The organism is Arthrobacter sp. UYNi723, from assembly GCF_054057635.1.
The window spans coordinates 1-24,536 of the sequence record NZ_JBSRZM010000038.1; the positions used below are offsets into that span (position 1 = coordinate 1).

Consider the following 24,536-nt stretch of genomic DNA (forward strand, 5'->3'; position numbering starts at 1 on the left):
GGACGCACTCATCGCGTTAGCCATGCTCAGCCTCGGCGGCCCCAAACCGGCGCTCCCGGGCCGGAATTAACCCACGGATGAGTCAGGAGAGCCGGTTTTTGGGGTTATATACCGGGAATAGGTCCACATGCCCGTCAATCCACATGGCGCCGGTTGTCATTCAAGAAGGGTTTGCTGGAATCAGCCCAGCCGATAAGGGAACTTCGGGTTATGCGCTGGCAGTGCTTTCTGAGGCTTTCAGCACATCGAGCCAGCGCTGCACAGCCATAATGATTTCTTCTTCATCGCCGGCCGTCTCCACAATTTCCTGGTCCTGGCCAGGATGACTGGAGATCAGGCGCGCCCGTACGCGGTGGTTCTGGGCAGGCTCCGCCCACGCGCGGATGACCATGGTGCCTTCAATGTCCGCCATGAATCGGCGCCTGCTTTCCTTGTCTGCAATTTCCGTCCAGGAACATTACTGTCCAGTATGACCATCCTAGGCAAAGATTATTCGGCGCCCAAGTCAAAACTGTCACCACATTATTTTTATGCGACAACGGAAAAATAACAGCCCAGTAACGAAGCCACAACGGGGTGACGCGTTGACTGATCGCGGGACGTCGAAAGGGGGTGATTGACATGATGAAGGAACTTACCGTTCACGAACTGGAAAGCCAGAAGGTGGAGCTGTTGCCTTCGCGGGAGACCCTGTTTCTGGACACGAACTGGGCAGGTGTTTACGCAAGCAACGCGTCTGTGGCTCTGAACGCTGCCTCGTTCTTTGCGGTAGCACACAGCACTGCGCTTCAGAACATCGCCGTGGTCCAGGGTTAAGTCCGTCTATCATCCGATATCTGGACCCTGGGATTGCCCAGGGGAGAGAGGTGAGGTGCTATGACGGCATCAACCGCGTTATTACCGGTGGATCTCGACGCCGAGGTTGCAGAACTGCTTCCAATGAGGGAAACGCTGTTCTTCAACATCAACGTTGCTCCCGTGATCGCCGTGAACCTTTCGATCGCCATCAATGCGGCCTCGATCGGTTCAATCGCGAACTCGGCCGCCTGGCAGGAAGTGATCGTCCTGCAACAGTAGGTCCGCAGGATCAACAGTAAACCCGGAGGGCATGCTTCAGCGTCGGAGCATGCCCGCCGTTCTTAGTGGCTCAACCTAGGTGGGGACCGTGACCACAGTACCCGAAGCTGACTTTGTCCCGCATTGGTCCCCTGCACTCGGGATTGTTTTCCTGGGCCCGGTTGAAGGCTCGGGACTAAAGGAGCGCAGCTACCTGGTGCAGCGTGGCGACGGCCAGATTGTGCAGCTTTCGGAGTTGCTCTATCTGGTGATGGCCTCCACCTCGGCGGAGAAATCCCTCGAAGACACAGCGCGCGACATCAGCGACGCCTACGGCCGTGAGCTGGGTGTGAGCGGACTCCTGCACCTCATCGACACCAGGCTGGCGCCGATGGGCCTCGTTCACGACGCCGATGCGGACTTCGCTGAAGCCGGGACTCCGCCGCGGGCAAACCCGTTGCTGGCCCTGCGGCTGCGGGGAACGCTGCTGCCGGAAAAGGCAGTCAACACGCTAGCCCTGATCCTGGCCCCGCTGTATTGGAGTCCGGTGGTGACCACCGTCCTGGTTGGGCTGGCCGTCGTCGATATCCTGGTGCTTGCCAAGGGCGACTTCTTGGCTTCCCTGGACCAGGTTCTACTCACGCCGGCGCTGCTCCTTGGCATCTTCGTGATGCTTACGGCGGGAGCCGTGATCCACGAACTGGGGCATGCCACGGCGTGCCGGTACGGCGGCGCCAGGCCGGGAGTGATCGGCGTCGGCGTCTATCTGGTCTTTCCGGCATTCTTCACAAACGTCACCGACTCCTACCGATTGGGCCGGGCGGGGAGGATCCGCACGGACCTTGGCGGGCTGTACTTCAACTGCCTGTGCCTGATCGGCCTGGGCGGCGCCTACCTGCTGACAGGGCAGGGCTTTTTCCTGCTGGCGGCGGCCCTGATGCATTTCGAGATGATCCAGCAGCTGGTGCCGACGCTGCGCTTCGACGGCTATTTCGTCCTGGCCGACATCGCCGGTGTCCCGGACCTGTTTAACCGCATCCGCCCGGTTCTGCTCAGCCTCATTCCCGGGCGGGCGGTGGATCCGCGGGTTGCCGAGCTCCGGACGTTCGCCCGCCGCATCGTCACAGTCTGGGTAGTCATGGTGGTACCGCTTCTTTGCCTGGCGCTTGGCTGGATGTTGCTGAACCTGCCCATGATCATCGAGCAGACCGCCAACGCCATCCGGCAGCACGCGGGGCTCGCCAGTGGTGCCATCGCCGCCGGTGATCCGGCCGCCGCGGCGCTCTCCATCCTGTCCATCCTGATGCTGTCCCTGCCGGTGATCGGCCTGGCCATTCTGCTGTACCGGTTGCTGTCGGTCCTCCTCGGCCTGCTGGGCCGCCTCGGCAGGCACCTGTGGCGAATGACGGCGGAGCCGGAGTCCGTGGTGCCACGGCACCTCCGGGCAGGGAAGCCACAGACGTGGCAGCCACTACAGATGGGGAAGCCACTACAGAAAGGAAGGTCCGCCATGGCCATCGCAATACCTCCCGCGGCCGTGCCCGACGACGACGTCCCCCCGGCGCCCTTGCGCCCTCCGGCCCATTTTCAAGCCCGCGCGGCCCTCCCGGCTGCAGCGATTCCCGACGACGTTCCCACCCTCCAGGATTTCCTCGCCGACAGGCCCACCCAGCCGGCCCCGCTCGCCGAAGCGGGCTGGCAGGGTGCCGTTCGGCGGCTCAGCCGCAATTCCCTTTCCCTGGGTCCCGGACGGCGGGAACTCGCCCACCTGGACGCCGTCGAAGAGGTGCAGCGGCGCCTGGACGGCCCCCGGACCGTCGTCGTAGTTAACCCCAAGGGCGGCGCCCACAAGACTACGGCGACTTTGCTCCTGGCCGCGACGCTGGGAATCCAGCGCGGGGGGTACACGCTCGCCTGGGACAACAATGAAACGCGCGGAACCATGGGGTGGCGGGCGCCTCTGGCAGGGCACGCCGGCACTGCCGTTGACCTGATGCAGGAAGTTGACCGCTTCGAAGATCCTGTCCTTGGCAGGATCGGAGACCTGGACCGCTATGTGCGCTACCAGGGATCCGCACAGTTTGATGTGTTGGCCTCGGACGAGGACGCGGCCGGGGCTGCCATCATCGGTAGCCGTGAATTCGATCGGCTGCACACGGCGCTGCGCCGCTTCTACCGGATCATCATGGTTGACACCGGAAACAACATGAGGTCCTCAAACTGGGAAGCAGCTGTGGCGGCGGCGGACGAGCTGGTGATCGTTTCCACCGTCCGCGAAGACACGGTGGCCAGTGCCGTCTGGCTTGTGGACGGGCTGCGTGAACGCGGCTACCAGGACAAAGTCCGCAACGCCGTAACCCTGCTTGCCGCGCCGTCCCTGAACACCGATCTGCAGCTTCATGACCGGACCCGGGCCCACTTCGAATCCCTGACACGGGAAGTCCTCGATGTTCCCTATGACAAGTCCCTCGTCTCCGGCGGACCGCTCAACTACCAGGCGCTGCTGCCGGCCACACGCGAGGCCTGGTTGCGTGCCTCGGCTGCGGTGATGCGGGGCCTTTGAGCCGCACCCCGTAAGTGGGAAACTGGCGGCATGCGGATCACCATCCTCCAAGGCGATATCACCACCCGTCACGTGGATGCGATCGTGAACGCGGCCAACTCCACTTTGCTGGGCGGCGGCGGTGTGGACGGGGCCATCCACCGCGCCGCCGGGCCGGAACTGCTGGCCGCCTGCCGCGGACTCCGCGAAACGGACCTGCCGCACGGGCTGGCGCCGGGAGCCGCCGTCGCCACTCCCGGATTCCGGCTCCCGGCGCGCTGGGTCATCCACACCGTAGGGCCGAATCGGCACACCGGGCAGACCAACCCGGCACTGCTGGTCTCCTGCTTCAGTGAAAGCCTGCGGCTCGCGGATTCGCTGGGCGCGTCTTCTATCGCCTTCCCCGCGGTGGGCGGGGGAGTCTACGGCTGGCACGGGCGCCAGGTGGCGGAGGCCGCGTACGACGCCGTCACGGGGTTTGGTGCCTCACATCCGGCCAGCGCGCTCGAGTTGGCGGAGTTTGTGCTGTTCAGCCCCGAGATGGAGCAGGCCTTCAAGACGGTGTTCGATCAGCGCAAGGTTTGAGCAGCCTCACTGAGTTTCAGCTTGCTGCGGTATTCCACGGGCTTTTTGCTGATGGGGTCGACAAAACGGATGCCGCGCGCCAGGAGCTGGAGCGGTTTGGAGTAGTCGTCCGGGGCCTTGTCCAGCAGGTCCGGATAAAACGAGTCATTCACGATGCCCAGCCCCAGCGAGGCCATGTGCACCCTCAGCTGGTGCGTCTTTCCGGAGTGCGGCTCCAGCCGGTAGCGCGCCAGGCGGGCTGGGTTGGTTTCGGCGCCGGTGCCAGCGGCAGGGGTGCCAGGCGTGCGGGTGCCAGCGGCACCTGCTGAAGTGCCGCCGTCGAACGTTTCCAGCCGTTCGATCCGGGTCTCCGCGTTCGGCTCGCCCTCGATCACTTCGGCCAGCAGGTAGCTGCGGGATTTGGTCATCCGGTTCCGGACCACCACGGGGAAGTCGACGGCGGGGTGGCCGGCGGCGGGCTCCGCGGCGGACACGCACTCGTATTCCTTCTGCACCTGCCGCTTCTCGAAGAGCACCTGGTAATTTCCGCGGGTTTCCGGGTTGGTGGACAGCAGCAGCACACCGGCGGTCATCCGGTCCAGGCGGTGCATGGGGATCAGGTCCGGCAGGCTGAGCTGGTTCCGGAGCCGGACGAGGGCTGATTCCTGGATGTAGGTGCCGCCGGGGGTAGTGGGCAGGAAGTGCGGCTTGTCCACCACGAGGAGGTGGTCGTCCTGGTGCAGGATGCTGATTTCCACCGGGATACGGGTCTCCGGCGGCAATGAGCGGTAGTACCAGATGAAGGTGTGGTCCTCGAGCCTGGTGGCCCGGTCCAGGGCGACGCCGCCCTCGCCCACGATCTCGCCGGCGTCGAACCTGTCCTCGATGCCCTGCGGATCGATGTGGCCCCAGCGGTGCATCATGTAGTCCATTGCGGTGGTCCACGGCCCCTCGTCCGGGAGGCGCAGGCGGGTGGCGTTGACGCCGTCGCGCACGGGGAGGGGGGATTGCATCACCGGTCCATTCTACTTTGCTGGTACGTTGGCCCCTCCCCGCGCCTATCCCCGCGCCCACCCCCACCCCAGGCGTACCCGTTAAGACGGTTCCGTGCACACTCGACGTTCCGCGACATCGATCGGGCACGGAACCATCGAATCGGAGTGTTCCCGGCGACCCCGATGCTTTCCGACGTTCTCGGCACCGACGGAAAAAAAGTTCTTGACAATAAAAGTTGTCGGTTGGCATGATGGAAGCATGTTGGACATCGAAGTGATCGAGGACCCGGCCGCGGCGGAAGCGTCACTGGACCCGATCCGGACGCGTATCCTCCATGAGCTCGCGGAGCCGGGGTCGGCCACGCAGCTTGCCGCCAAGGTGGGCCTGCCGCGGCAGAAAGTCAACTACCACCTCAAGGCCCTCGAACGGCACGGGCTGGTGGAACTCGTGGAGGAGCGGCGGAAGGGGAACGTCACCGAGCGCGTCCTCCAGGCGACGGCGGCCTCCTACCTGATTTCTCCGGTGGCCCTGGCGTCGGTGGCACCGGATCCGCACCGGTTCTCCGACCGGTTCTCGGCCTTTTGGCTGCTGGCGCTCGCCGGGCGGATGGTCCAGGAGGTGGGCAGGCTGATCGCTGGCGCGGCCGCCGCCAGGCAGAAGCTGGCAACGTTCGCGATCGACGGCGAGATTACCTTCCGGACGGCCGCGGACCGGGCCGCGTTTGCCGAGGAACTCGGCGTCGCCGTGACCCGCTTGGTGGACAAATATCACGACGGCGGCGCGGTCGCCGGCCCGGGTGGCGCCCCGGCAGGCGGCTCGCCCCCAAGTGGCACTTCGGCGGGGGGCGGACGAAAGCACCGGCTCGTCGTCGCTCTTCACCCCGTTCTCAAAACCCCCATCAAACCCCTTTCAGCGAAGGAGCAGGACAATGACTGACAACCGTGAATTTGAGATCGTGTACGACACCGAACTGCCCGGCACGCCCGAGCGTGTCTGGGAAGCCGTGACAAGTGGAACGCCGGCGTGGATGTTCCCCACGGACCAGTGGCCGGACGTCAAGACCGTGCAGGAGCATCCCACGCATCTCGTCTCCCGGATGGACGGCCCGGATGGCTGGTTCAACCAACTGGAGCACGTGCTGGAACCGCTCGACGGCGGCCGCGCCCGGCTGCACTATGTCCACAGCGGGATTTTCGCCGACAACTGGGACGAGCAGTACGACGGCGCGAGCAAGCACACGGCGTTCTACCTGCACACTCTGGGCCAGTACCTGCAGCACTTCGACGGCAAGCCGGTGGTGTTTACGGACATCCAGTCTCCGGCGGCATCGCAGACCCCGGACGGTTTTGAACGCCTGAAGAAGGCGCTGGGCGTGGACTCCGCCGCGCAGGGTTCCGCTGTTGAGCTGGAGCTCGACGGCGTGGGGCGGCTGGCCGGGGAAGTGGACTTCACCAACGAGCACTTCCTGGGCCTGCGGACGTCGGATGCGATGTACCGGTTCTTCGGCCGCAACGCATTCGGCGCGCCGGTGGGTATGACTGTGCACGACTTCAGCGGCAGCGGTGACTCTTCAGCGACCGCCGAGGCCTGGGGCGGCTTCCTCGAAAAGGTCTATGCGTAGGTTGGCCTGAGGCCGGCACGCTGTTATTGACTCGCACATTATCTGGCGCACTGGGAAATCCACGTGCGTCAGATAATTTGCGAGTCGCGGGCGGATCGGCGCGTCGGGAAAGTCTGCACGGGCGCGCGCGAATGCAGCGGGGTCAGGCGGCCCAGCCGCGGGCGACGGCGTCGAGGGCGGCGCTGTAGGCCGCGGCCCAGTCTGCGTCCGTCGGCCCCACTTGTGCCAGTTCCAGGCTCACGAGGCCGTGGACCTGCCCCCAGATTGTGACGGCGACCATTTCCATCGGTGCCTGGAGCAAGGTGCCGGCAGACTGGGCGGAGGCCACCGCTTCCATCAGGGGCTCCATGGCATCGGCGGCAGCATCGGGGCTGGGCTGGCAATCGACGTAGGCGGCCAGCGCGCCACCAAACATCAGCCGGTAGAGTGCCCGATGCTCCAGCGCCCAGGTCCGGTAGGCCGCGCCGAGTCCCCGAAGTCCGCCAGGGGCCGCGGCCACCTGGGAGTCGCGGAAGGACCGGAACCCGTCGTCCACGACGGCCGTCAGGAGCTGGGATTTTCCGCCGAACAGCGAGTAGACGGCCGTAGTGGACGTGCCGGCGGCCGCTGCCACATCCCGCAGATTGACGCGTGCGGGACCGTCGCGGTCCACCAGGTCAGCCGTGACTGCCAGCAGGTCCTGCCTGAGGGAATCGTTATGCACTACGGGTCTTGCCATGGAGTCCATTGTTTCATAACCTTGTTTCGTAACGGTGTTATGAAACAAGGTTATGAAACAAGGTATGAAACCGCGAACCGAAGGAGTTCCCATGGCGCAGAAGGTATTTCCGGGCCGGTACACCGCTGACCCGGGCCGCGAATCGGTGACGGTCTTCCTGATTGGCATGCGGGCGAACCGATGGTGGAAGGTCGGGACCGTCGGCAAGGTGGCTGCCGCCATGCCGCGGATGCTCCAGCACCTGGCCGCCGACCCCGCGGCAGGAATGCTCGGCTGTGAGCAGTGGTTCGGGCGCACCACCATCCTGCTCAGCTACTGGGAGAGCCCCGAGCACCTGCGGAAGTTCGCCGCGGACCGGGAGTCCCCGCACCTGGAACCGTGTCGACGATTCATGAAGGAACTTTCCGGGACCGGCGACGTCGGCGTCTGGCATGAGACGTACCAGGTGCCGGCCGGCGGGATCGAGGTTGTCTACAACGGGATGCCGGAGTTTGGGCTGGCCAAGGCGACGGCGCACGTCCCGGTCGGGGCCGGGACCAATACGGCCAAGCAGCGGATGGGCCGGGCCGCAGGCCGCGGTGCCAGCGGCAGCTGATCCCGAAAGCCCACGCGTCACGCGATAGCCAGGGCCGGCGCGTTCTTCAGGGTCCGGCGGAGCTGCGGGGCGGCATCGAGGCGATCCTGGGCTGAGCGCAGGGCCAGGACGGCGGTCTCCAGCTGGTCCGGCGGCAGGGTGAAAGGTACCCGGAGGTAGCGTTCGAACGCGCCTCCGATGCCAAACCGCGGCCCGGCGGCCAGCCGGATACCAAAGTCCGGAGCGATCATCGTCAGCGCCGTGCTGACTGGTGCTGGCAGCCTGCACCAGGCGGACAGTCCGCCGGCCGGGCGTACCGTTTCCCAGTCCGGCAAGTGTCCGGCAAGGAGCTCCAGAAGTGCGGTGCGGTTGTCCCGGAGGGCGCTAAGCCGGGCGGGCAGCGGCTCGTCGAGGGCGCGGACCAGGTGGGCGGCCGCCAACTGTTCCATAAGCGGTCCGCCCAGGTCCAGGGACGTCCGCGCCGCCGCAAACCGCTGGATCATGGCTTCGGAAGCGCGGATCCAGCCCGTCCGAAGGCCGCCCCAGTGGGATTTGCTGAGCGAGCCGATGGTGACCACCGCGGGACTGAAGGCTGCCACGGGACTGGTTTCGGCGCCGTCGAGGTTCAGCTCGCGGAGGGTCTCGTCAACCACCAGGACCGTTCCGGCGGCTGCGGCCGCGCGGACCAGCTGGCGGCGCTGGAGATCGGGCATCAGCTGCCCCGTGGGGTTGTTGAAGTCCGGCACCACGTACGCCATCCTGGGACGCTGCTGCATCATGGTCCCCTGCAGTGCGTGCATGTCCCAGGCTAAGGCGGGCGGACCGCCCTCGGCCCTGTCAGTGCCCGCGCCGTGGGCTGCGGTGAACGCCACCGGAATGGCCCGGCAACCGGCCGCGCGGATGGCATCGAGGGCGTTCGGGTAGCTGGGGTGTTCCACCAGCACCCTGTCCTGCCGCCCCGCCACGGTGCGGATGATGATGTTCAGGGCGTGCTGGGCGCCCGATGTCACCAGGATCTGTTCGGCAGTGGTCGGCACGCCGGCCGCCGTATAACGTGCCGCCACCGCCTCGCGCAGGGGGAGCAGGCCCATGGCGTCGTAGCCGAAGCCCGGCAGGAGCGCGGGAAGTTCGGTGAGGGCTGCCGCGAAAGCACGATGTACCACCTCGCCGCTGGCGGGCAGCGATGCGTAGGCGAGGTCGATCAGCCCCTCCGGTGCCGCGAGCCCGGGAGATGTTGTTCCGGGCATCCGCCCAGCTGTTGTAAGGCTCGGGTCCGTGAGCACCGTGGTACCCAGTGGCGTCAGACGCGGAATCCGGGTTCGGCTCCGCGTACCTTGCCCGCTGCTGAGGAAACCCTGCTCACGGAGGTGCCCGTAGGCCGCTGTCACGGTGGTGCGGCTGACGCCCAGCGCCTCAGACAGTGCCCGCTCGCTGGGAAGCGCCGTGTCCAGGGCCACCCGGCCGTCCAGGACCAGGAGGCGTACGACGTCGGCCAGCTCGCGGTAGGCCGGTGCGACGCCGAGGTTCCACTCGCCCAGGAGACGGGCCAGTGCGGACGGGTTCAGTGAAGAGGACATGATGCCAGTATCTCAAACTGGCTATGTATTTCAATGCCAGTTTTCTGTCAGGGTTGTCGTTATGTTGACCCGCAGAATCCTCCAGCTCTTTATCGGCCTCGCCATGTACGGCATCTCCCTGGCTATGTTTATCCGGGCCGGACTTGGACTGGATCCGTGGGACGTGTTCCATCAGGGGGTGGCCGGCAGGACCGGGCTGAGTATCGGCGTGGTGGTCATCATTGTGAGTTTCCTGGTGCTGCTCCTCTGGATCCCGCTCCGGCAGTGGCCAGGGTTCGGCACGCTCTGCAACGCCGTGCTGGTGGGCGTTTTTGCGGACATCGGCCTGGCTTTGATCCCCGCGTTCTCGCATCTGGGCGGCCAGATCGGCATGCTTGCAGGCGCCGTGCTGCTGAACGGCATCGCGTCCGCCTGCTACATCGGCGCACGGTTCGGCCCGGGGGCCAGGGATGGCCTGATGACCGGGCTGGCGCGGCGCACCGGCTGGTCCGTGCGGGTCTCGCGCACCCTGATCGAAGTGGTGGTGCTGGGAGTCGGCTGGCTGCTGGGCGGTTCCGTCGGCGTGGGCACGGTGGTCTACGCCCTCGCCATCGGGCCGCTGGTCCAGCTGCTGCTCCCGCGGTTCATGGTGCCTGCAGCGCTTTCACCCGAACCTGCAGTCCACGAGCAGGATGCCGGTGAGTTGGACGCTGGCGAGCTGGACACCGGCGAGCCGGTCGCCGTCGAACGCGTGTCCAGGACCGCCTAGAACCGCCTAGGACACGACGCTCAGGGCAGCATTGGCTGGCACTGCGGGCAGAAGTAGATGTCCCGCTCTTCCTCGCCGTGGGGTTTTCCCAGCACGTCGCGGCGGATGGGGGTCCGGCACTTCAGGCAGGGCTGGTGTTCGCGCCGGTAAACCCAGTAGCCCGGACGGCCCGCCATCCGCCCGACTGACATGCCGCCCGGATTGAGGACGGTCGCCCGGCGTCCCGGGCCAAGGTTGGCTTCGAGCAGCTGCTTGGCATCCGTCATCAGAGTCCGGAGGTCGTGGACAGCTGAAACGGGCGACGCCGGGTGCACGCCGGACAGGAAGCAGGCTTCGCAGCGGTAGATGTTGCCGATGCCCGCCAGGTTGCGCTGGTCCAGCAGGGCGACGCCGATGGGCACGTCGGGTGCCGCTCGGATCCGCTGCTCTGCTTCGGCCGGGTCCCAGTCCGGACCCAGCAGGTCCGGGCCCAGATGGCCCACGATGGTGTCCTCGTCCGCGGTGCGGACCACTTCCACGATGCCCAGGGAAAATCCGACGGCGTCGGCCGCGGCCGTGCGCAGGACGCACCGGGCGGTGAATCCCGGCTTCCGCCAGCGCCCACCCGGCGGATAGACCTGCCAGGTGCCTTCCATCTTCAGATGCGAGTGGATGGTGAGTGTCCGCTCCTCCGGTCCATTCCCGTCCGGTCCCACCACGCGCATCAGCAGGTGCTTGCCGCGCGGGACCACTTCCGCCACGGTCCAGCCGGCCAGGTTGAGCGTGGCAAACCTCGGCACGCGGAAGTCCGACGCCGTGAGCGTCTGCCCCGCCAAGGCCTGGTGCAGCTGGGCGGCGGCCCGCCAGACGGAATCACCCTCAGGCACGGATCCTCAGACCCTTGGGAGTGGAATATGCCCCGGCGGCGGCGAGTGCGGCTGCCACGGGAGTGTCCAGGATGCCGTGACCGTTGACTTTCTCCATAATGAGCTTGTCCACCGCGCCCCGGGTGACCACACCCACCAGGGCTGCCCCGGCGGCGGACAGCACGGCCGTGTCTTCGCTGAAGCACAGCAGCGTTTTACCGCCGCGTTCCACGTAGAGGACCAGGGCGCCGTCCACCAAGACCACCAGTGCGCCGGCTTTCCGCCCTGGCCGGTGCCCCGTCCCGGCTTCCACGTTGAGTGCCGGCCACGGCAGCGCCGCGCCATAGGGGTTAGCGGGATCCGTGGCCGCAAGGGCCAGCGCCCTTGGCTCGGGCTTGGCCAGCTGCGTGTCCTCGGAATAGGAGCGCAGCCGGTCCACGGTTGCGGGGACAGCGAACTGCGCGGCCCCGAGGTGCTCGATGAAGTACCCGCGGCGGCAGCGTCCAGCCTCCTCCAGCCGGGCCAGCACCTTGTACATCAGGCCGAACCCACCCAGGATCTGCTCCGCCATGACCGATCCCCGCGTCACCACGCCATACCGGTCCAACAGCAGCTCGGCGGTGGCACGGGCGTGGATGGTGGCGTCGACTTCGGGCGAGGGCAGGGCAGACCAACGCCCCGCGGCCAGCGGGGGTGTTGCCGCAGTGCCCGACAACGAGCCGTACCGTCCGCCGCCCAGCCCAGGGGAGCCCAGTCCAGGGGAGCCCAGCCCGGGCGATCCCAGGAGGCCGGTGCCGTGCGAGCGGCCGAGCCTGCTCAGCCTGGGGGCACGGGCGCGGGGCGGGCGGGCCACCTGGCGGTGCGCCGTGTGGCCGCCGGCGATAAGGGCGCGGACCGGGGCGAAGGTGTCGCCGGTGATGCGGCCCGCCCACGCCAGATCCCACAGCGCGGACACCACTTCCTGGTCGCTGAGCACCGCGTCCATGCCACCGGCCACGTCCTTCAGCTGGCGGAAGAAGTAACCGCCGCCGTTGTTCCTCAGGTGGTCAAGCAGGCGTTGCTGCGCGTCACCGGGTTCGTATTCGAAGGCGGGATTCAGCGTCAGTTCGGCGGAATCGGCCAGGTGGAGGCTGACCCAGCCGTCGTTTCCAGGCAGCGCTCCCGCCCCGGACCAGAGGACCTCGCCGGCGGCCATGAGCTCGTCGAGCATGGCGGGCTGGTAGTTCGAAACCCTGCTGGCCAGGACCAGCGGCTCCCACGCCGAAGCCGGCACCGGCACGCCGGAAAGCTGGTCGATCGCGGTGACAATACCGTCCAACCCCCGCAGGGACGGCTGCCCGCGCCCGGCTCCCGGAGTGCGGACATGCTGCCAGGCCGGCAGGAAGCGTCCATAGGCGGCAGCGTCCACCGGTTCCACTTCGGCGCGCAGTGCTGCGAGCGAACGACGCCGGAGCTTGCGGAGCACTTCGGCGTCGCACCATTCGCTGGTGGTCGGGGCGGGAAGATGCGTCTGCGTGGGCTCTGTCGGGAGCTGCTGACCCGTTTGGACATCCTCAACCGGTGTTTCGTCCGATGGCCCATAGCTGGCCGTCTGTTCCGCTGGAGCGGCGTGCGGCCGGAACTCGCCTTCCACCACCCGGCCGTCCGCGGCGAGCCGTTTCAGTGCGGTGCTGACCACGGCGACGCCAAGCCCCAACCGAGCCGCGGCTTCCGCCGAGGTGAAGGGTCCGTGCGTGCGGGCGTACCGGGAAACCAGGTCGCCCAGGGGGTCGGCCACCGGTTCGATGAAGGCCAGGGGAACGCCCATGGGAAGCGGAACGCCGATGGCATCACGAAGCCGGGCGGCATCCTCGACTGCGGCGTAGTGCTCGGCACCGCCGATGTTGACTCTTATGGCCCGGTTGGCCCGCAGCAGTGTGGTCAGGTGCGTCGTGGCCAGAGCAGTGTCGGCATGCGGGGTTTCGGCGGGCTCAACCACCGGGTCGTGTTCCGGTGATCGAGCCTGTCGAGATCCCTCAGTCACCGGTGCGGGCTCCACCACCGGGGTTTCGACAGGCGGAGCCTCCAGGCGGGCGGCGACTTCTTCAGGGGTCAGCGGACCCAGCACCCTGAGCAGATCGGCAACGCCTTCCATGCCCCGGGCACGGCGGTCCGGCGCAAGGCGCTGGAGTTCAAGCTCGGTGGCCTCGATGACCTTCGCGTCGAGCAGTTCGCGGAGCTCAACGCGGCCGAGCAGCTCGTTCAGGAGCGTCGAATCGAGGGCCAGGGCCGCGGCCCGGCGCTCGGCCAGGGGCGAGTCGCCTTCATACAGGAACTGGGCCACGTACCCGAACAGCAGGGACTTGGCGAACGGTGAGGGCTGCTGTGTGGTGGTCTGCACGATCCTGAGTTCGCGTCGTTCCACCGAGGCCGCAATGTCCTTCAGGGCCGGAAGATCGTACACGTCCTGGAGGCATTCGCGGACGGTCTCCAGCACGATGGGAAATGTGGGATATTTCCGCGCGACATCAAGCAGCTGGGCGGACCGCTGGCGCTGCTGCCAGAGCGGCTGCCGTTTGCCGGGGGTTTGCCGGGGGAGCAGCAGGGCGCGCGCGGCACATTCCCGGAAACGCGAGGCGAAGAGCGCACTGCCGCCTACCTCGGCGATGACAATCTGTTCCAGCTCGTCGGGATCAAACAGGAACAGCTCGGCACCGGGCGGCTCGTCCTCCATCATGGGGACCCGCAACACGATGCCGTCGTCCGCCGCCATGGCAGACCCGTCCAGGCCGTACCGTTGGTGCAGGCGCTGCCCGACGGCGAGTGCCCAGGGAGCGTGCACCGGCATCCCGAACGGGCTGTGCAGGATCACCCGCCAGTCGCCCAGTTCGTCGTGGAAGCGCTCCACCACCAGCGTTGTGTCGCAGGGGACCACCTCGGTGGCGAGCTTCTGTTCACTGAGGTACTGGATCAGGTTGTTCGCGGCGAATTCATCCAGCCCGCTGGCCTTGCAGCGTTCGGTGGCAGGGCCGACGTCGGACGCGGACAGTTCACGCACGAAGGCGCCCAGCGCACGGCCCAGGTCAACGGGCCGCCCCAGTGAGTCCCCCTTCCAGAAGGGGAGTTTGCCCGGCTGGCCGAAGGCGGGGGAGACCAGGACGCGGTCGTGGGTGATGTCCTCGATTTTCCAGCTGGTGGCGCCCAGCGCAAAAATGTCACCCACCCGGGACTCGTAAACCATTTCCTCATCCAGCTCGCCGACGCGGCGGCCGCCCTTTGCCGGTGACGCGGCGGGTTTGCCATCCGCGCCCGGCGCACCGGAGCCTTCCACCTCGGTGCCGATGATGTACACACCGAAGAGGCCGCGGTCCGGGATGGTGCCGCCGGACGTCACGGCAAGCCGCTGGGCCCCGGGCCGGCCTTCGATGGTGCCGGCGTTCCGGTCCCAGATGATCCGGGGCCGCAGTTCCGCGAATTCATCGGACGGGTACCGGCCGGCCAGCAGGTCAAGGGTTGCCTCGTAGGCGGACCGGGGGAGGGAAACGAACGGGGCGGACCGCCGGACAGTGGCGAACCATTCCTCCACATCGATGCTGCCCAGGGCGGTGGCCGCGACGGTCTGCTGGGCCAGGATGTCCAACGGATTGGCCGGGACAAAGAGCCGCTCGATCTTCCCCTCGAGCATCCGCTCCACCGTGATGGCCGTGTGCACCAGGTCTGCCCGGTGCTTGGGAAACAGCACTCCCTGCGAAATTTCTCCCACCTGGTGACCGGCGCGGCCCACACGTTGGAGTCCGCTGGCCACCGACGGCGGTGATTCCACCTGCACCACGAGGTCCACGGCGCCCATGTCGATGCCGAGTTCCAGGGACGAAGTGGCCACGACGCATCGCAGGCGGCCGGACTTGAGGTCGTCCTCTATGAGCGCCCGTTGGTCCTTGGAAACGGAGCCGTGGTGGGCGCGGGCCAGCAGCGGATCGGCTCCCGCCGTGCTGCCGGCCTGCGCCATCATGTGGGCCGGCGTCGCCGTGGACACAGGAGTGGAGGCAGGACCGAAAACTGGACTGACTGCAGGGACGCCGGACGGAAATCCAGAACCTGCGGCACCAGCGTCAGGCGAGTCCCAGCCACCGCCGACCGCGATCAGTTGCCGTTCGGCGTAGATCTCGTTGAGCCGCGCCGTGAGCCGTTCAGCCAGGCGACGGGAGTTCGCGAAGACGATGGTGGACTGGTTGGCCAGCACCAGGTCAACGATCTTTTCCTCCACATGGGGCCAGATCGAGGCCTGAGGCTGCAGGCCTGATGCCGGACCGGAGTCAAAGGCGCCCGCGGCGCCCGGGAGGTCGGACATGTCCTCCACGGGGACGGAAACGGTAAGGTCCCAGTTCTTCCGCGACGGCGGGGCCACGATTTCCACCGGCGCAGCACCGGCCAGGAACTGGGCCACCAACTCGCGCGGCTCCACCGTGGCCGAAAGCCCGATCCGCTGGGCGGGCTTGGGCAGCAGCGCATCCAGCCGTTCCAGGGAGACCGCCAGGTGCGCGCCACGCTTGGTTCCGGCGACGGCGTGGACCTCGTCAACGATGATGGTGTCCACCTCGGTGAGGGTCTCGCGCGCCCTGGACGTGAGCATCAGGAACAGCGATTCCGGCGTGGTGATGAGGATGTCCGGCGGGTTGCTCAACAGCGCGCGACGGTCCGCCGTCGTGGTGTCACCGGACCGGACCCCCACGGTGATCAGCGGCGCCGGAAGCCCCAGCCGCTTGGCAGTCTGGGTGATCCCGATCAGGGGCGAGCGGAGATTGCGTTCCACGTCCACACCAAGGGCCTTCAGAGGCGAGATGTACAGGACGCGGGTAGTGCGTTTGGGCGGTCGTGGGCGCCGTCCTTTGGCCTGCCCTTTGGCCGGTCCCTTGACCGCCTCCTCGATCGGCGAAGCAGCCAGGCCGGGCAATTCCGGGTCAGGGGCCGGCGCCTCAACCAGCAGCCGATCCAAAGCCCAGAGGAACGCTGCGAGCGTCTTGCCTGAACCGGTGGGCGCCACCACCAGCGCGTGCGAACCGGAAGAGATGGCGTCCCAGGCGCCGGTCTGGGCAGGAGTTGGCTCCGCAAACGCGCCCAGGAACCAGTCCCGCGTGGGCAGGCTGAAACGGCCCATAGGTGCTTTGCTGGCGGCCGGGCCGGCTACCGTGCGGGCGGCCGGGCGCGCTGCATGACGGGCTGCCTGGCCCGCGTCCGCCGGTTGATCCTCCTGCATTCCTCCATCATGCCCTAACCCCCCGACAGTATTGCCGGCCCCGCTGGAGGCGCGGATCAACCCTGCTCAAGCCTCGGGAGATCCTTGGTGGCGGGTCCTTCAAGGAGCTTGCCGTCAGGGCTGAAGCGCGAGCCGTGGAGCGGGCAGTCCCAGGTCAGTTCGCTGTCGTTCCAGTGGACGATCCCGCCCAGATGCGTGCAGACGGCGGAGAGCCTGCACGTGGTGCCGTCCACTGTGGAGACCGCCGCCGGCCGGGCGCCGTCGCGGTAAACCGTCGCGTCGCCGTCGGCCGGTACGGGACCTCCGGGGGGTGAGCCCGTCAACACCCCGGGGTCGACAGATTCAACCGCCGACTTGCCAACCGCCAGCTTCCCCCAGTCGGTGGCCAGCCGCGCAGCCACGCCCGCGTTGACGGCGACGGCGGTCATTGCCCCGCCCGGAGACGTCACGCGGTGATGGATCGTGTTGGCCCAGCGGAGGCTGCCGCCGAGGATGTCCGCGGAGATGCCCAGGGCGGCGGCCACCGCGTTGGTCATGCCCCACTTGTTGTAACCGGTGCCGAAGAAGATGTGGCCCCGGCCCCGCGGCAGTTTGCCAAAGAAGGGCATGAGGTTGGTGGCCTGGTAGTCCTGGGCTGACCACGTGTGGGTGACTACCGCGCCCGGGAAGTGCCCCGTAGCCCAGTCCAACAGACCCGACAGATGGGACTTTTCCGATTCCGTCCGCCCCACCTGATGCCCATGCCCGCCCACCAACAGGAACTGACGGCCGTCAGTCTCATAGTCACGCAAGGAGTGGGTGGGTTCCTCCGCCGATAAGTACATTCCGGGCGGCGAACTGACTCCGGCGGGCAGTTCCAGGGCCGCGGCATAGGAGCGTAAGGGCTTGAGTTTGGTGAAGTAGAGCCCGCGGTCCAGGACAGGGATCCCAGTGGCCAGCACAACGTTGTTGGCGGTGACCGTGCCCTGGTCCGTGTGGACGGTTAGCGGTTCGCTCCCGGAGACATTCCGCAGCCGGGTCCCGCCCACCACGCTTCCGCCGCGGGCCCGGACGTCCTCCAGCAGTGTGTCAAGGACGTCCACCGGATTGATCTGGGCCTGGTCGGTCAGGAGTAGGGCGCCTTGGATGGGGAAAGGGAGGCGTGCATCGCGCACGTACTCCACGTCCAGGCCGGCGGTGGTCGCTGCGCCGAGTTCCTCGAGGAGCCGCTCGGTCCCCTGTGCGGTGGTGGCGTACGTGTAAGCATCCCGGCGCTGATACGGCACGTGGTGTTCGTCGAGATAGCGGAGCAGCCACGACTGCCCCTCCCGGTTGGCCTCAACGTAGGCCCCAACCTGCTTCTGCGCATACGGCCTGGCCAGGCTGGACAGGATGGTCCCCTGCAGCAGACTGACTTTCGCCGTTGTGTTTCCGGTGGTCACGGCCCCGGGAAACCGGGCCTCCAGGACCAGGACTCGCTGCCCCGAGCGTGCCAGCAGCAGCGCGGTGACCAGCCCCGTCAGCCCAGCCCCCGCCACCACGGTGTCATAACTGCTGCCTGCCTCGAACGTGTCAGTGCTGAAGGATTGCCGGCGGTCCAACCAGAGCGACATCATGGAAGCTAAGTGTACTTATTATGGCCCGCCAGGCCCAGAGCCTTGGGGATGCGGGCACACTGTTGACGCCGGATGTGATGCACGATACAGTTTACGAAGTTATACGAATAACCCACGAAACAACTGGCCCGAGGAGGTGCCCATCATGGCTGGATCACGGCCTAAGTCCGGACCGACAATGCACGACGTCGCTGCCGCCGCGGGTGTTTCGCAGGCCACCGTTTCGCTGGTGCTGAATTCGGCCTCCGGGTCGCGATTCTCCGAGGATACCCGTAAGCGCGTTCGGGACGCGGTGAACCGGCTGGGTTACCGCACTAACGCCCACGCTAAAGTCCTCCGCGAAGGCGTGGCCGGCATGATCGGGTTCATCGGCGATTCCGTGGCTACCACTCCTTTTGCCGGCGCCATCATTGAAGGTGCGCAGCAGCGGGCGTGGGAGGACGGGCTCCTCCTGCTCTCGGTGAACACCGGTGGTGACAGGGAGCTCGAGGCCGCTTCGTTGGACACCATGCTCTCTTATAAGGTTGCCGGCGTGGTCTACGCCGCCATGTATCACCGGCGGCTGGAAGTTCCGGAGGCCCTGATGGGCGTCAGGGCCGTGGTGCTGAATTCGCAGGACCGGGCCGGTCGGGTCCCGAGTGTCGCCCCGGACGAGGTCAAGGGCGGGTACTCGGCCACTCGCCGGCTGCTCGAGGCAGGCCACACCAGGGTGGGGATGATCAATATCGAAACCCTTGAAAGCGGTCTTCCTGCCGCCGTCGGCCGCTATGACGGCTACTGTGCGGCTCTTGAGGAAGCGGGGCTGGACGTTGATCCGTCGCTGGTCCGCTTCGGACAGGGCGGTGAGGAGCATGGCTACAAGTACGCCATGGAGCTGCTGACCTCCAGTAACCCGCCCACGGCGATTTTCTGCGCGAATGACCGTGGCGCCTGGGGCGCCTACCAGGCCGTCTCGGACCTGCGGCTCTCCATCCCCGGAGACGTCTCGATCGTGGGGTTCGATAATCAGGCGACTCTGGCGCCGTTTCTTCGCCCCGGACTGACCACTTTTGAATTGCCGTTCGTCGCCATGGGCCGGCGCGCGGTTGACCTGATCCTCCAGGACGCGGAACCCGATGGCCGGGTCGAGCTCATGGACTGCCCTCTGATCGAACGGAATTCAGTGACCCACCCTAAGGAGATGCCATGAGCCGCACCATCCCGGGCCGACGCGGGCGTCCCGCTGCGGCGCCGTTGCCGCAACGAAAAACTTCTCTTGCGCTCCGCCTGAAGAGGATTTCCCGTGCCTGGCAGTTATACGTATTACTAGCGCCGGCGATCATTTACATTCTGGTCTTCAAGTACTGGCCGATGTACGGCGTGCAGATCGCGTTCAAGAACTACAACCCGGCGGACGGATTTACGGACAGCCCCTGGGTGGGCCTGACCCACTTCATCAGGTTCGTGAACTCCTACCAGTTCGGCCAGGTCGTCGGCAACACCCTGTGGATCGCCGTCCTCGGCCTGCTGGTGGCCTTCCCGATCCCGATCATCCTGGCTTTGCTGGTCAACCAGCTCCAGAGCGAGAGATTCAAGAAGTTCACCCAGACCGTGCTGTATTCGCCCGCTTTCATCTCCACCGTCGTGGTGGTGGGCATCATGTTCGTCGTTCTGTCCCCCCGGTCGGGGCTGGTGAACAACGCCATCCAGCTGGGCGGCGGTGAGCCGATCTTCTTTATGGGCTCGGCGGAGTGGTTCCGCCCCATCTATGTCATCTCGGATGTCTGGCAGAACGCCGGCTTCTCCATGATCGTGTACCTCGCGGCACTGGCGGCCATCGACCCCGCACTGCACGACGCGGCCAAGGTCGACGGCGCGTCCAAGCTGCAGCGCATCCGGCACATCGACCTCCCGGGCATCATGCCGGTGGTGACCATCCTGTTTATCCTGGCCATCGGCAACCTGCTCAACGTCGGCTTCGAGAAGGCACTGCTGATGCAGACGCCCCTGAATATCTCGACCTCGGAGATCATCCAGACCTACGTCTACCACGCGGGCCTGCAGCAGGCGCAGTTCAGCTACTCGGCCGCCATCGGCCTGTTCAACTCCCTCCTCAACCTGGCGCTGCTGCTCTTCTTCAACACGGTGGCACGCCGGGCCAACCAAGCGACCCTGTGGTGATGCCGAAATGTCTCTGACAACCAACCCCCGCACTACCGAGAACCCGAACCGGCCTCTCAGCCAGGTACGCCCCAAGCAGACCCTGCGGGACAAATACGGTGACCGGGCCTTCAACATCGCCGCCACCACCGTCCTGGTGCTGTCCATCCTGGCCGTGGTGTACCCGCTGTACTTCATCGTCATCGCCTCCATCAGCGACCCGAACGCCGTCTACGAAGGCAAGGTCTGGCTCTTCCCCTCCGGTGTGACCACCGAAGGTTACGAGCGGATTTTCGCCGACAGCCGGATCTGGAACGGCCTGGGCAACACCGTCATCTACACCGTGCTTGGCACCGCCGTCAGCGTCAGCACCATCCTCTGCGGCGCCTATGCACTGTCCCGCAAGGACATGCCCGGGCGGAAGATCCTGATGCTCCTGTTTGTGATCACCATGTTCTTCGACGGCGGCCTCATCACCAAGTACCTGGTGGTCCGCGACCTGGGCATGCTGGACACCGTCTGGGCAGTGGTCCTTCCCGGCGCGGTGGGCGTGTGGAACCTGATCATCGCCAGGTCCTTCTTTGAACACACCATCCCCAACGAGCTGCGTGAAGCCGCCCAGATGGACGGGGCAACCGATTTCAAATTCTTCTTCCAGATGGTGCTGCCCCTGTCCAAGCCGCTGATCATGCTCATGATCATGGTCCACGTCGTGGCGCACTGGAACTCGTTCTTTGACGCACTGATCTTCCTCAACGACGACTCCAAGTACCCGCTGCAGCTCGTCCTGCGCAACATCCTCATCCAGTCAGACGTCTCCTCCACCGGAACCACCGGCGGGGACATCGAATCCTATGCCGCCGCGCAACGGATAGCAGAGCTCACCAAGTACGCCATGATCGTCGTCTCGAGCCTGCCACTCATGATTGCCCTGCCATTCATGCAGAAGCACTTCACCAAGGGCGCCATGATCGGCGCCGTCAAATAGCTCTTTTCCCGCAATATCCGCCGCCCCGGCATCCGCCGTCGGACGGCAGCACACCCACCTCAAAAATCCACCTCAGAATAGGAATGACCATGGCATTCAGCCGTAAATTCGCCGCCCTTGGCGCCGTCCTGGCCGGAACATTGATGTTCACCGCCTGCTCCGGCGGCGGCTCAGGCACCACGGAGATCAAAGACGCCTCGGCGGACTTCGGCTTCCAGGAAACTGGCTTCCCGATCGTCAGCAAGCAACTCGACCTGACGTTCTCCGGCACGAAGGCCGCTCTGGCCCCGGACTACAACACCATGACGGTGGTGAAGGAATGGGAAAAGGCCACCAACGTCCACATCAACTGGGAGAACTTGCCCGAGACGGTCTTCCAGGAAAAGAAGAACCTCATCCTCGCCAGCGGTGATCTTCCCGATGCGTTCTTCAACACCGGCCTGACCGACGCCGAGATCGCCACCTACTCCGCCAGCGGCACGCTCATCCCGCTCGAGGGCCTGATCGAGAAGAACGCGCCTAACCTCTCCAAGCTGCTCTCGGAACGGTCCGACATCAAGGCAGCCATCACTTCCTCGGACGGGCACATCTACTCCCTGCCGTCGGTGGAAGAGCTCGGCCTGGTCCAGTTCCCCAATGAACTGATCATCAACACGTCGTGGCTGAAGAAGCTCAACATCCCGATGCCAAAGACCATCGACGAGTTCCACGACGCCCTGCTGGCTTTCAAGACCCAGGACGCTTCCGGGACCGGCAAGACCATCCCGCTGAGCTTCAGGCCTGGCGGTTGGACCGGCGACATCGTTGACCTGATCGCTGCCCTCGGCGGAGTGCCGGACAACATGGACCACCGCATCGTCCAGGACGACAAAGTAATTTTCACCGCCACCCAGGACGGCTACAAAAAGGCACTCGGTACCCTTCACGAGTGGTACAAGGAAGGCCTGATCGACCCCGAGTCCTTCTCCCAGGATGACAAGGCCTACCTGGCCAAGGGCAAGGCTGCCACGGAAAACCTCGGCTCCTTTGTCTGGTGGGAGATCCCTGAGATGGTCGGCGCTGACCGCGCCAACAACTACTCCCTCGTCCCCGTGCTTGAAGGCGTGGATGGCAAGCGGATCGCCAGCCAGTCCAACAACCAGGAAATCGCACGCGGCGCCTTCGCCATCACCCGGGCCAACAAATACCCGGCCGCGACCATGCGCTGGGCCGACAACCTCTACGACCCCATCCAGTCCGCCCAGGCCAACTGGGGACCCATCGGCGAGACCCTGCAGAAGGATGCCAGCGGCCTCCTGACCCAGATCCCAGCCCCGGCCGGAACCAGTGAAGGCGAACGCCGCCAGAAGGTCGCCCCGGGCGGCCCGAAGGCCAACACCGCCGAGAACTTCACCTCTGTCGTCGCGCCCGAACCGCGCGCCGCCGAACGCCAGAAAACCGTCAACGAACTCTACAAGCCCTTCGCCGGCAACGACGGCTACCCCCCGGTCGCCCTCTCCAACGAAGAACTCCAGCAGATCAGCACCATCCAGACCGACACCACCTCACTGGTGAAGCAGAACATGGCCAAGTGGATCGTCTCCGGCGGTATCGAGCAGGAATGGGACGGCTACGTCTCCCAGCTGAAGAACGTCGGCGTCGACAAAATGATTGAGGTCTACCAGCAAGCCTACGACCGCTACAAGAAAAACTCCTAGCTCCACAACCGGGGTGGGCCGGCGTAACTGGCCCACCCCGCCCTTATGGGAACCCTGCGGACAAGGGTTCACCCGCAGATCTGCACAGAAACGAGACCCCACTTTCATGACTGCCGCGACCGCCACCACGGCCGACACCTTCCGGCCGGCCCTGCACTACGCCGCCCGGAACACCTGGCTCAATGACCCCAACGGTCTGATTTTTCACGAGGGCGTCTATCACCTCTACTACCAGAACAACCCGCTGGATAACGTCTGGGGAAACATGTCCTGGGGACACGCCACCTCCTCTGACCTGATCACGTGGACCGAACACGCCGTCGCCATCTCCTGTGACGAGGAGGAAGACATCTTCTCCGGCAGCATCGTCTTCGACCGGGACAACACCAGCGGATTCGGGACCGACTCGGCTCCGCCGTTGGTCGCCGTCTACACCAGCGCCTTCAAACCCGGCTCCGCACACGCCGGCGTCCAGGCCCAGTCCCTCGCCTACAGCCGCGACGGCGGCTACACCTGGACCAAACACACCGCCAACCCCGTCCTGAACCGCGGATCCGCGGAGTTCCGCGACCCCAAGGTCATAAGGTACGACGGCGGTGCCGGCAGATACTGGGTCATGGTCGCCGTGGAAGCCACGGACTTCCAGGTGGTGCTCTACAAGTCCGAGGACCTGAAGAGCTGGGAGCTGCTGAGCACGTTCGGCCCGGCCAACGCCACCGGAGGCGTCTGGGAATGCCCCGACCTGTTCCCCCTCCCCGTCGACGGCGACCCCGAGAACCTTCGGTGGGTCCTCACCGTGAACCTCAACCCGGGCGGACCCAACAACGGCTCTGCCGGGCAGTACTTCGTAGGGGACTTCGACGGGACCACGTTCACCTCGGCCAGCACCGTGACCGAAGGGCCCCAGGACCCAGCCCGGCTGGGCGAGTACCAGTGGCTTGACTGGGGCCGGGACTACTACGCCGCAGTCTCCTTCAGCGACGCGCCCGACAACCGCCGCCTCATGATCGCCTGGATGAACAACTGGGAATACGCCAACCACATCCCCACCTCGCCCTGGCGCAGCCCCATGTCCCTGGCCCGCGAAGTATCCCTCCGCAGCATTGACGGAAAAGCGCGGCTGATTCAAGAGGCCGCCGGAGATTTCGCCTCAATTTCCGGGGCAGGCGAAACCTTCACACTTGAAGAAACGGAAATATCGGACTGCACGCGTAGCCTGGACGGCGCCGCCGGCACCTCCCAACGAATCGACGTCACTTTCACCCCTGGAAGCGCCGACGAATTCGGACTCATCGTTCGTGGAAACGGCGCCCATGGAACCCGCATCGGCATCCAGCCCGCACAAGGCACCCTCCATATCGACCGCCGGACATCAGGGAGAACCGACTTCCACGAATCCTTCCCCTCCGTCGACACGGCCCCTATCCGGGCAATCGACGGCGGCTACAAGCTCACCATCTTTGTGGACAGCTGCTCCGTTGAAGTCTTCGCCCAAGACGGCCAAGTCACCATGACCGAACTGATCTTCCCGGCACCCACCAATACCGGCCTCGCGGTCTACGCCCTCGGCGGTACAGCCACCCTCACCAACCTGCGGATCAGCCGATACGCATAAAGCGGTACCCAAACCAAAGACAGAC

At 65.9% G+C, this 24,536-nt stretch carries 20 protein-coding genes; 13 read left to right on the forward strand and 7 right to left on the reverse strand.

The window, feature by feature from the left end; translation table 11 throughout:
- Positions 1-208: 208 nt before the first annotated feature.
- Positions 209-412, reverse strand: coding sequence for a hypothetical protein (locus ACVWY0_RS20360; protein WP_141139389.1), 204 nt, complete (start codon positions 410-412; stop codon positions 209-211).
- 209 nt (positions 413-621) lie between these two features.
- Here ACVWY0_RS20360 and ACVWY0_RS20365 point away from each other — a divergent pair, with 209 nt between their 5' ends.
- From ACVWY0_RS20365 to ACVWY0_RS20380, 4 genes are all read left to right on the forward strand, one after another.
- On the forward strand, positions 622-816 hold the full coding sequence (locus ACVWY0_RS20365) for a hypothetical protein (RefSeq protein ID WP_485838302.1): 195 nt from the start codon (positions 622-624) through the stop codon (positions 814-816).
- Between the two features lie 60 nt (positions 817-876).
- Positions 877-1,077, forward strand: a complete 201-nt coding sequence (locus ACVWY0_RS20370) for a hypothetical protein (RefSeq protein ID WP_157768951.1) — start codon at positions 877-879, stop codon at positions 1,075-1,077.
- An 88-nt stretch (positions 1,078-1,165) separates the two neighbouring features.
- On the forward strand, positions 1,166-3,619 hold the full coding sequence (locus tag ACVWY0_RS20375) for a MinD/ParA family ATP-binding protein (protein WP_485838303.1): 2,454 nt from the start codon (positions 1,166-1,168) through the stop codon (positions 3,617-3,619).
- 30 nt (positions 3,620-3,649) lie between these two features.
- Complete coding sequence (locus ACVWY0_RS20380) at positions 3,650-4,183, forward strand: O-acetyl-ADP-ribose deacetylase (RefSeq protein ID WP_485838304.1); 534 nt, start codon at positions 3,650-3,652, stop codon at positions 4,181-4,183.
- Here the strand turns inward: ACVWY0_RS20380 and ACVWY0_RS20385 are convergent.
- Entirely contained in the window at positions 4,168-5,175 is a 1,008-nt protein-coding gene (locus tag ACVWY0_RS20385) for an RluA family pseudouridine synthase (RefSeq protein ID WP_485838323.1), read from the reverse strand. The two genes, ACVWY0_RS20380 and ACVWY0_RS20385, sit on opposite strands and share 16 nt — an antisense overlap.
- 241 nt (positions 5,176-5,416) lie before the next feature.
- On the opposite strand from ACVWY0_RS20385, the gene ACVWY0_RS20390 reads away from it, so the two are divergent.
- Together ACVWY0_RS20390 and ACVWY0_RS20395 are read left to right on the forward strand one after the other, a co-directional pair.
- A complete protein-coding gene (locus ACVWY0_RS20390) occupies positions 5,417-6,094 on the forward strand; it encodes a helix-turn-helix domain-containing protein (RefSeq protein WP_485838305.1) in 678 nt (225 codons plus the stop codon).
- On the forward strand, positions 6,087-6,779 hold the full coding sequence (locus ACVWY0_RS20395; RefSeq protein ID WP_485838306.1) for an SRPBCC family protein: 693 nt from the start codon (positions 6,087-6,089) through the stop codon (positions 6,777-6,779). The genes ACVWY0_RS20390 and ACVWY0_RS20395 overlap by 8 nt, the downstream gene beginning before the upstream one ends.
- 142 nt (positions 6,780-6,921) lie before the next feature.
- Here ACVWY0_RS20395 and ACVWY0_RS20400 read toward each other — a convergent pair whose 3' ends face one another.
- Positions 6,922-7,497, reverse strand: coding sequence for a TetR-like C-terminal domain-containing protein (locus tag ACVWY0_RS20400; RefSeq protein ID WP_485838307.1), 576 nt, complete (start codon positions 7,495-7,497; stop codon positions 6,922-6,924).
- 91 nt (positions 7,498-7,588) lie between these two features.
- Here ACVWY0_RS20400 and ACVWY0_RS20405 point away from each other — a divergent pair, with 91 nt between their 5' ends.
- Complete coding sequence (locus ACVWY0_RS20405; protein WP_485838308.1) at positions 7,589-8,092, forward strand: DUF4188 domain-containing protein; 504 nt, start codon at positions 7,589-7,591, stop codon at positions 8,090-8,092.
- 17 nt (positions 8,093-8,109) lie between these two features.
- Here the strand turns inward: ACVWY0_RS20405 and yczR are convergent, their stop codons facing one another.
- Positions 8,110-9,648, reverse strand: coding sequence for a MocR-like transcription factor YczR (gene yczR / locus ACVWY0_RS20410; protein WP_485838309.1), 1,539 nt, complete (start codon positions 9,646-9,648; stop codon positions 8,110-8,112).
- A gap of 61 nt (positions 9,649-9,709) precedes the next feature.
- Between yczR and yczE the strand changes: the two genes are divergently transcribed.
- Entirely contained in the window at positions 9,710-10,396 is a 687-nt protein-coding gene (gene yczE / locus ACVWY0_RS20415) for a membrane protein YczE (RefSeq protein WP_485838310.1), read from the forward strand.
- 20 nt (positions 10,397-10,416) lie between these two features.
- On the opposite strand, the gene ACVWY0_RS20420 is transcribed toward yczE, so the two are convergent.
- The 3 genes from ACVWY0_RS20420 to ACVWY0_RS20430 all read right to left on the reverse strand — a co-directional run bounded on the left by ACVWY0_RS20420 (position 10,417) and on the right by ACVWY0_RS20430 (position 18,072).
- Positions 10,417-11,262 carry a DNA-formamidopyrimidine glycosylase family protein gene (locus ACVWY0_RS20420; RefSeq protein ID WP_485838311.1) on the reverse strand — a complete coding sequence of 282 codons (846 nt, stop codon included), beginning with the start codon at positions 11,260-11,262 and terminating at the stop codon, positions 10,417-10,419.
- Positions 11,255-16,378: a DNA glycosylase AlkZ-like family protein gene (locus ACVWY0_RS20425; protein WP_485838324.1), complete on the reverse strand. Its 5,124-nt coding sequence runs from the start codon at positions 16,376-16,378 to the stop codon at positions 11,255-11,257. Before ACVWY0_RS20425 ends, ACVWY0_RS20420 begins: the two co-directional genes overlap by 8 nt.
- A gap of 155 nt (positions 16,379-16,533) precedes the next feature.
- Positions 16,534-18,072, reverse strand: coding sequence for an FAD-dependent oxidoreductase (locus ACVWY0_RS20430; protein WP_485838312.1), 1,539 nt, complete (start codon positions 18,070-18,072; stop codon positions 16,534-16,536).
- A 145-nt stretch (positions 18,073-18,217) separates the two neighbouring features.
- On the opposite strand from ACVWY0_RS20430, the gene ACVWY0_RS20435 reads away from it, so the two are divergent.
- The 5 genes from ACVWY0_RS20435 to ACVWY0_RS20455 all read left to right on the forward strand — a co-directional run bounded on the left by ACVWY0_RS20435 (position 18,218) and on the right by ACVWY0_RS20455 (position 24,511).
- Positions 18,218-19,261, forward strand: a complete 1,044-nt coding sequence (locus ACVWY0_RS20435; protein WP_485838313.1) for a LacI family DNA-binding transcriptional regulator — start codon at positions 18,218-18,220, stop codon at positions 19,259-19,261.
- Positions 19,258-20,232, forward strand: a complete 975-nt coding sequence (locus tag ACVWY0_RS20440) for an ABC transporter permease (protein ID WP_485838314.1) — start codon at positions 19,258-19,260, stop codon at positions 20,230-20,232. The genes ACVWY0_RS20435 and ACVWY0_RS20440 overlap by 4 nt, the downstream gene beginning before the upstream one ends.
- Before the next feature lie 7 nt (positions 20,233-20,239).
- Complete coding sequence (locus ACVWY0_RS20445) at positions 20,240-21,199, forward strand: carbohydrate ABC transporter permease (RefSeq protein WP_485838315.1); 960 nt, start codon at positions 20,240-20,242, stop codon at positions 21,197-21,199.
- Positions 21,200-21,288: 89 nt separating this feature from the next.
- Positions 21,289-22,896, forward strand: coding sequence for an ABC transporter substrate-binding protein (locus tag ACVWY0_RS20450; RefSeq protein WP_485838316.1), 1,608 nt, complete (start codon positions 21,289-21,291; stop codon positions 22,894-22,896).
- A 106-nt stretch (positions 22,897-23,002) separates the two neighbouring features.
- Positions 23,003-24,511: a glycoside hydrolase family 32 protein gene (locus ACVWY0_RS20455; protein ID WP_485838317.1), complete on the forward strand. Its 1,509-nt coding sequence runs from the start codon at positions 23,003-23,005 to the stop codon at positions 24,509-24,511.
- The last annotated feature ends 25 nt before the right edge of the window (positions 24,512-24,536 follow it).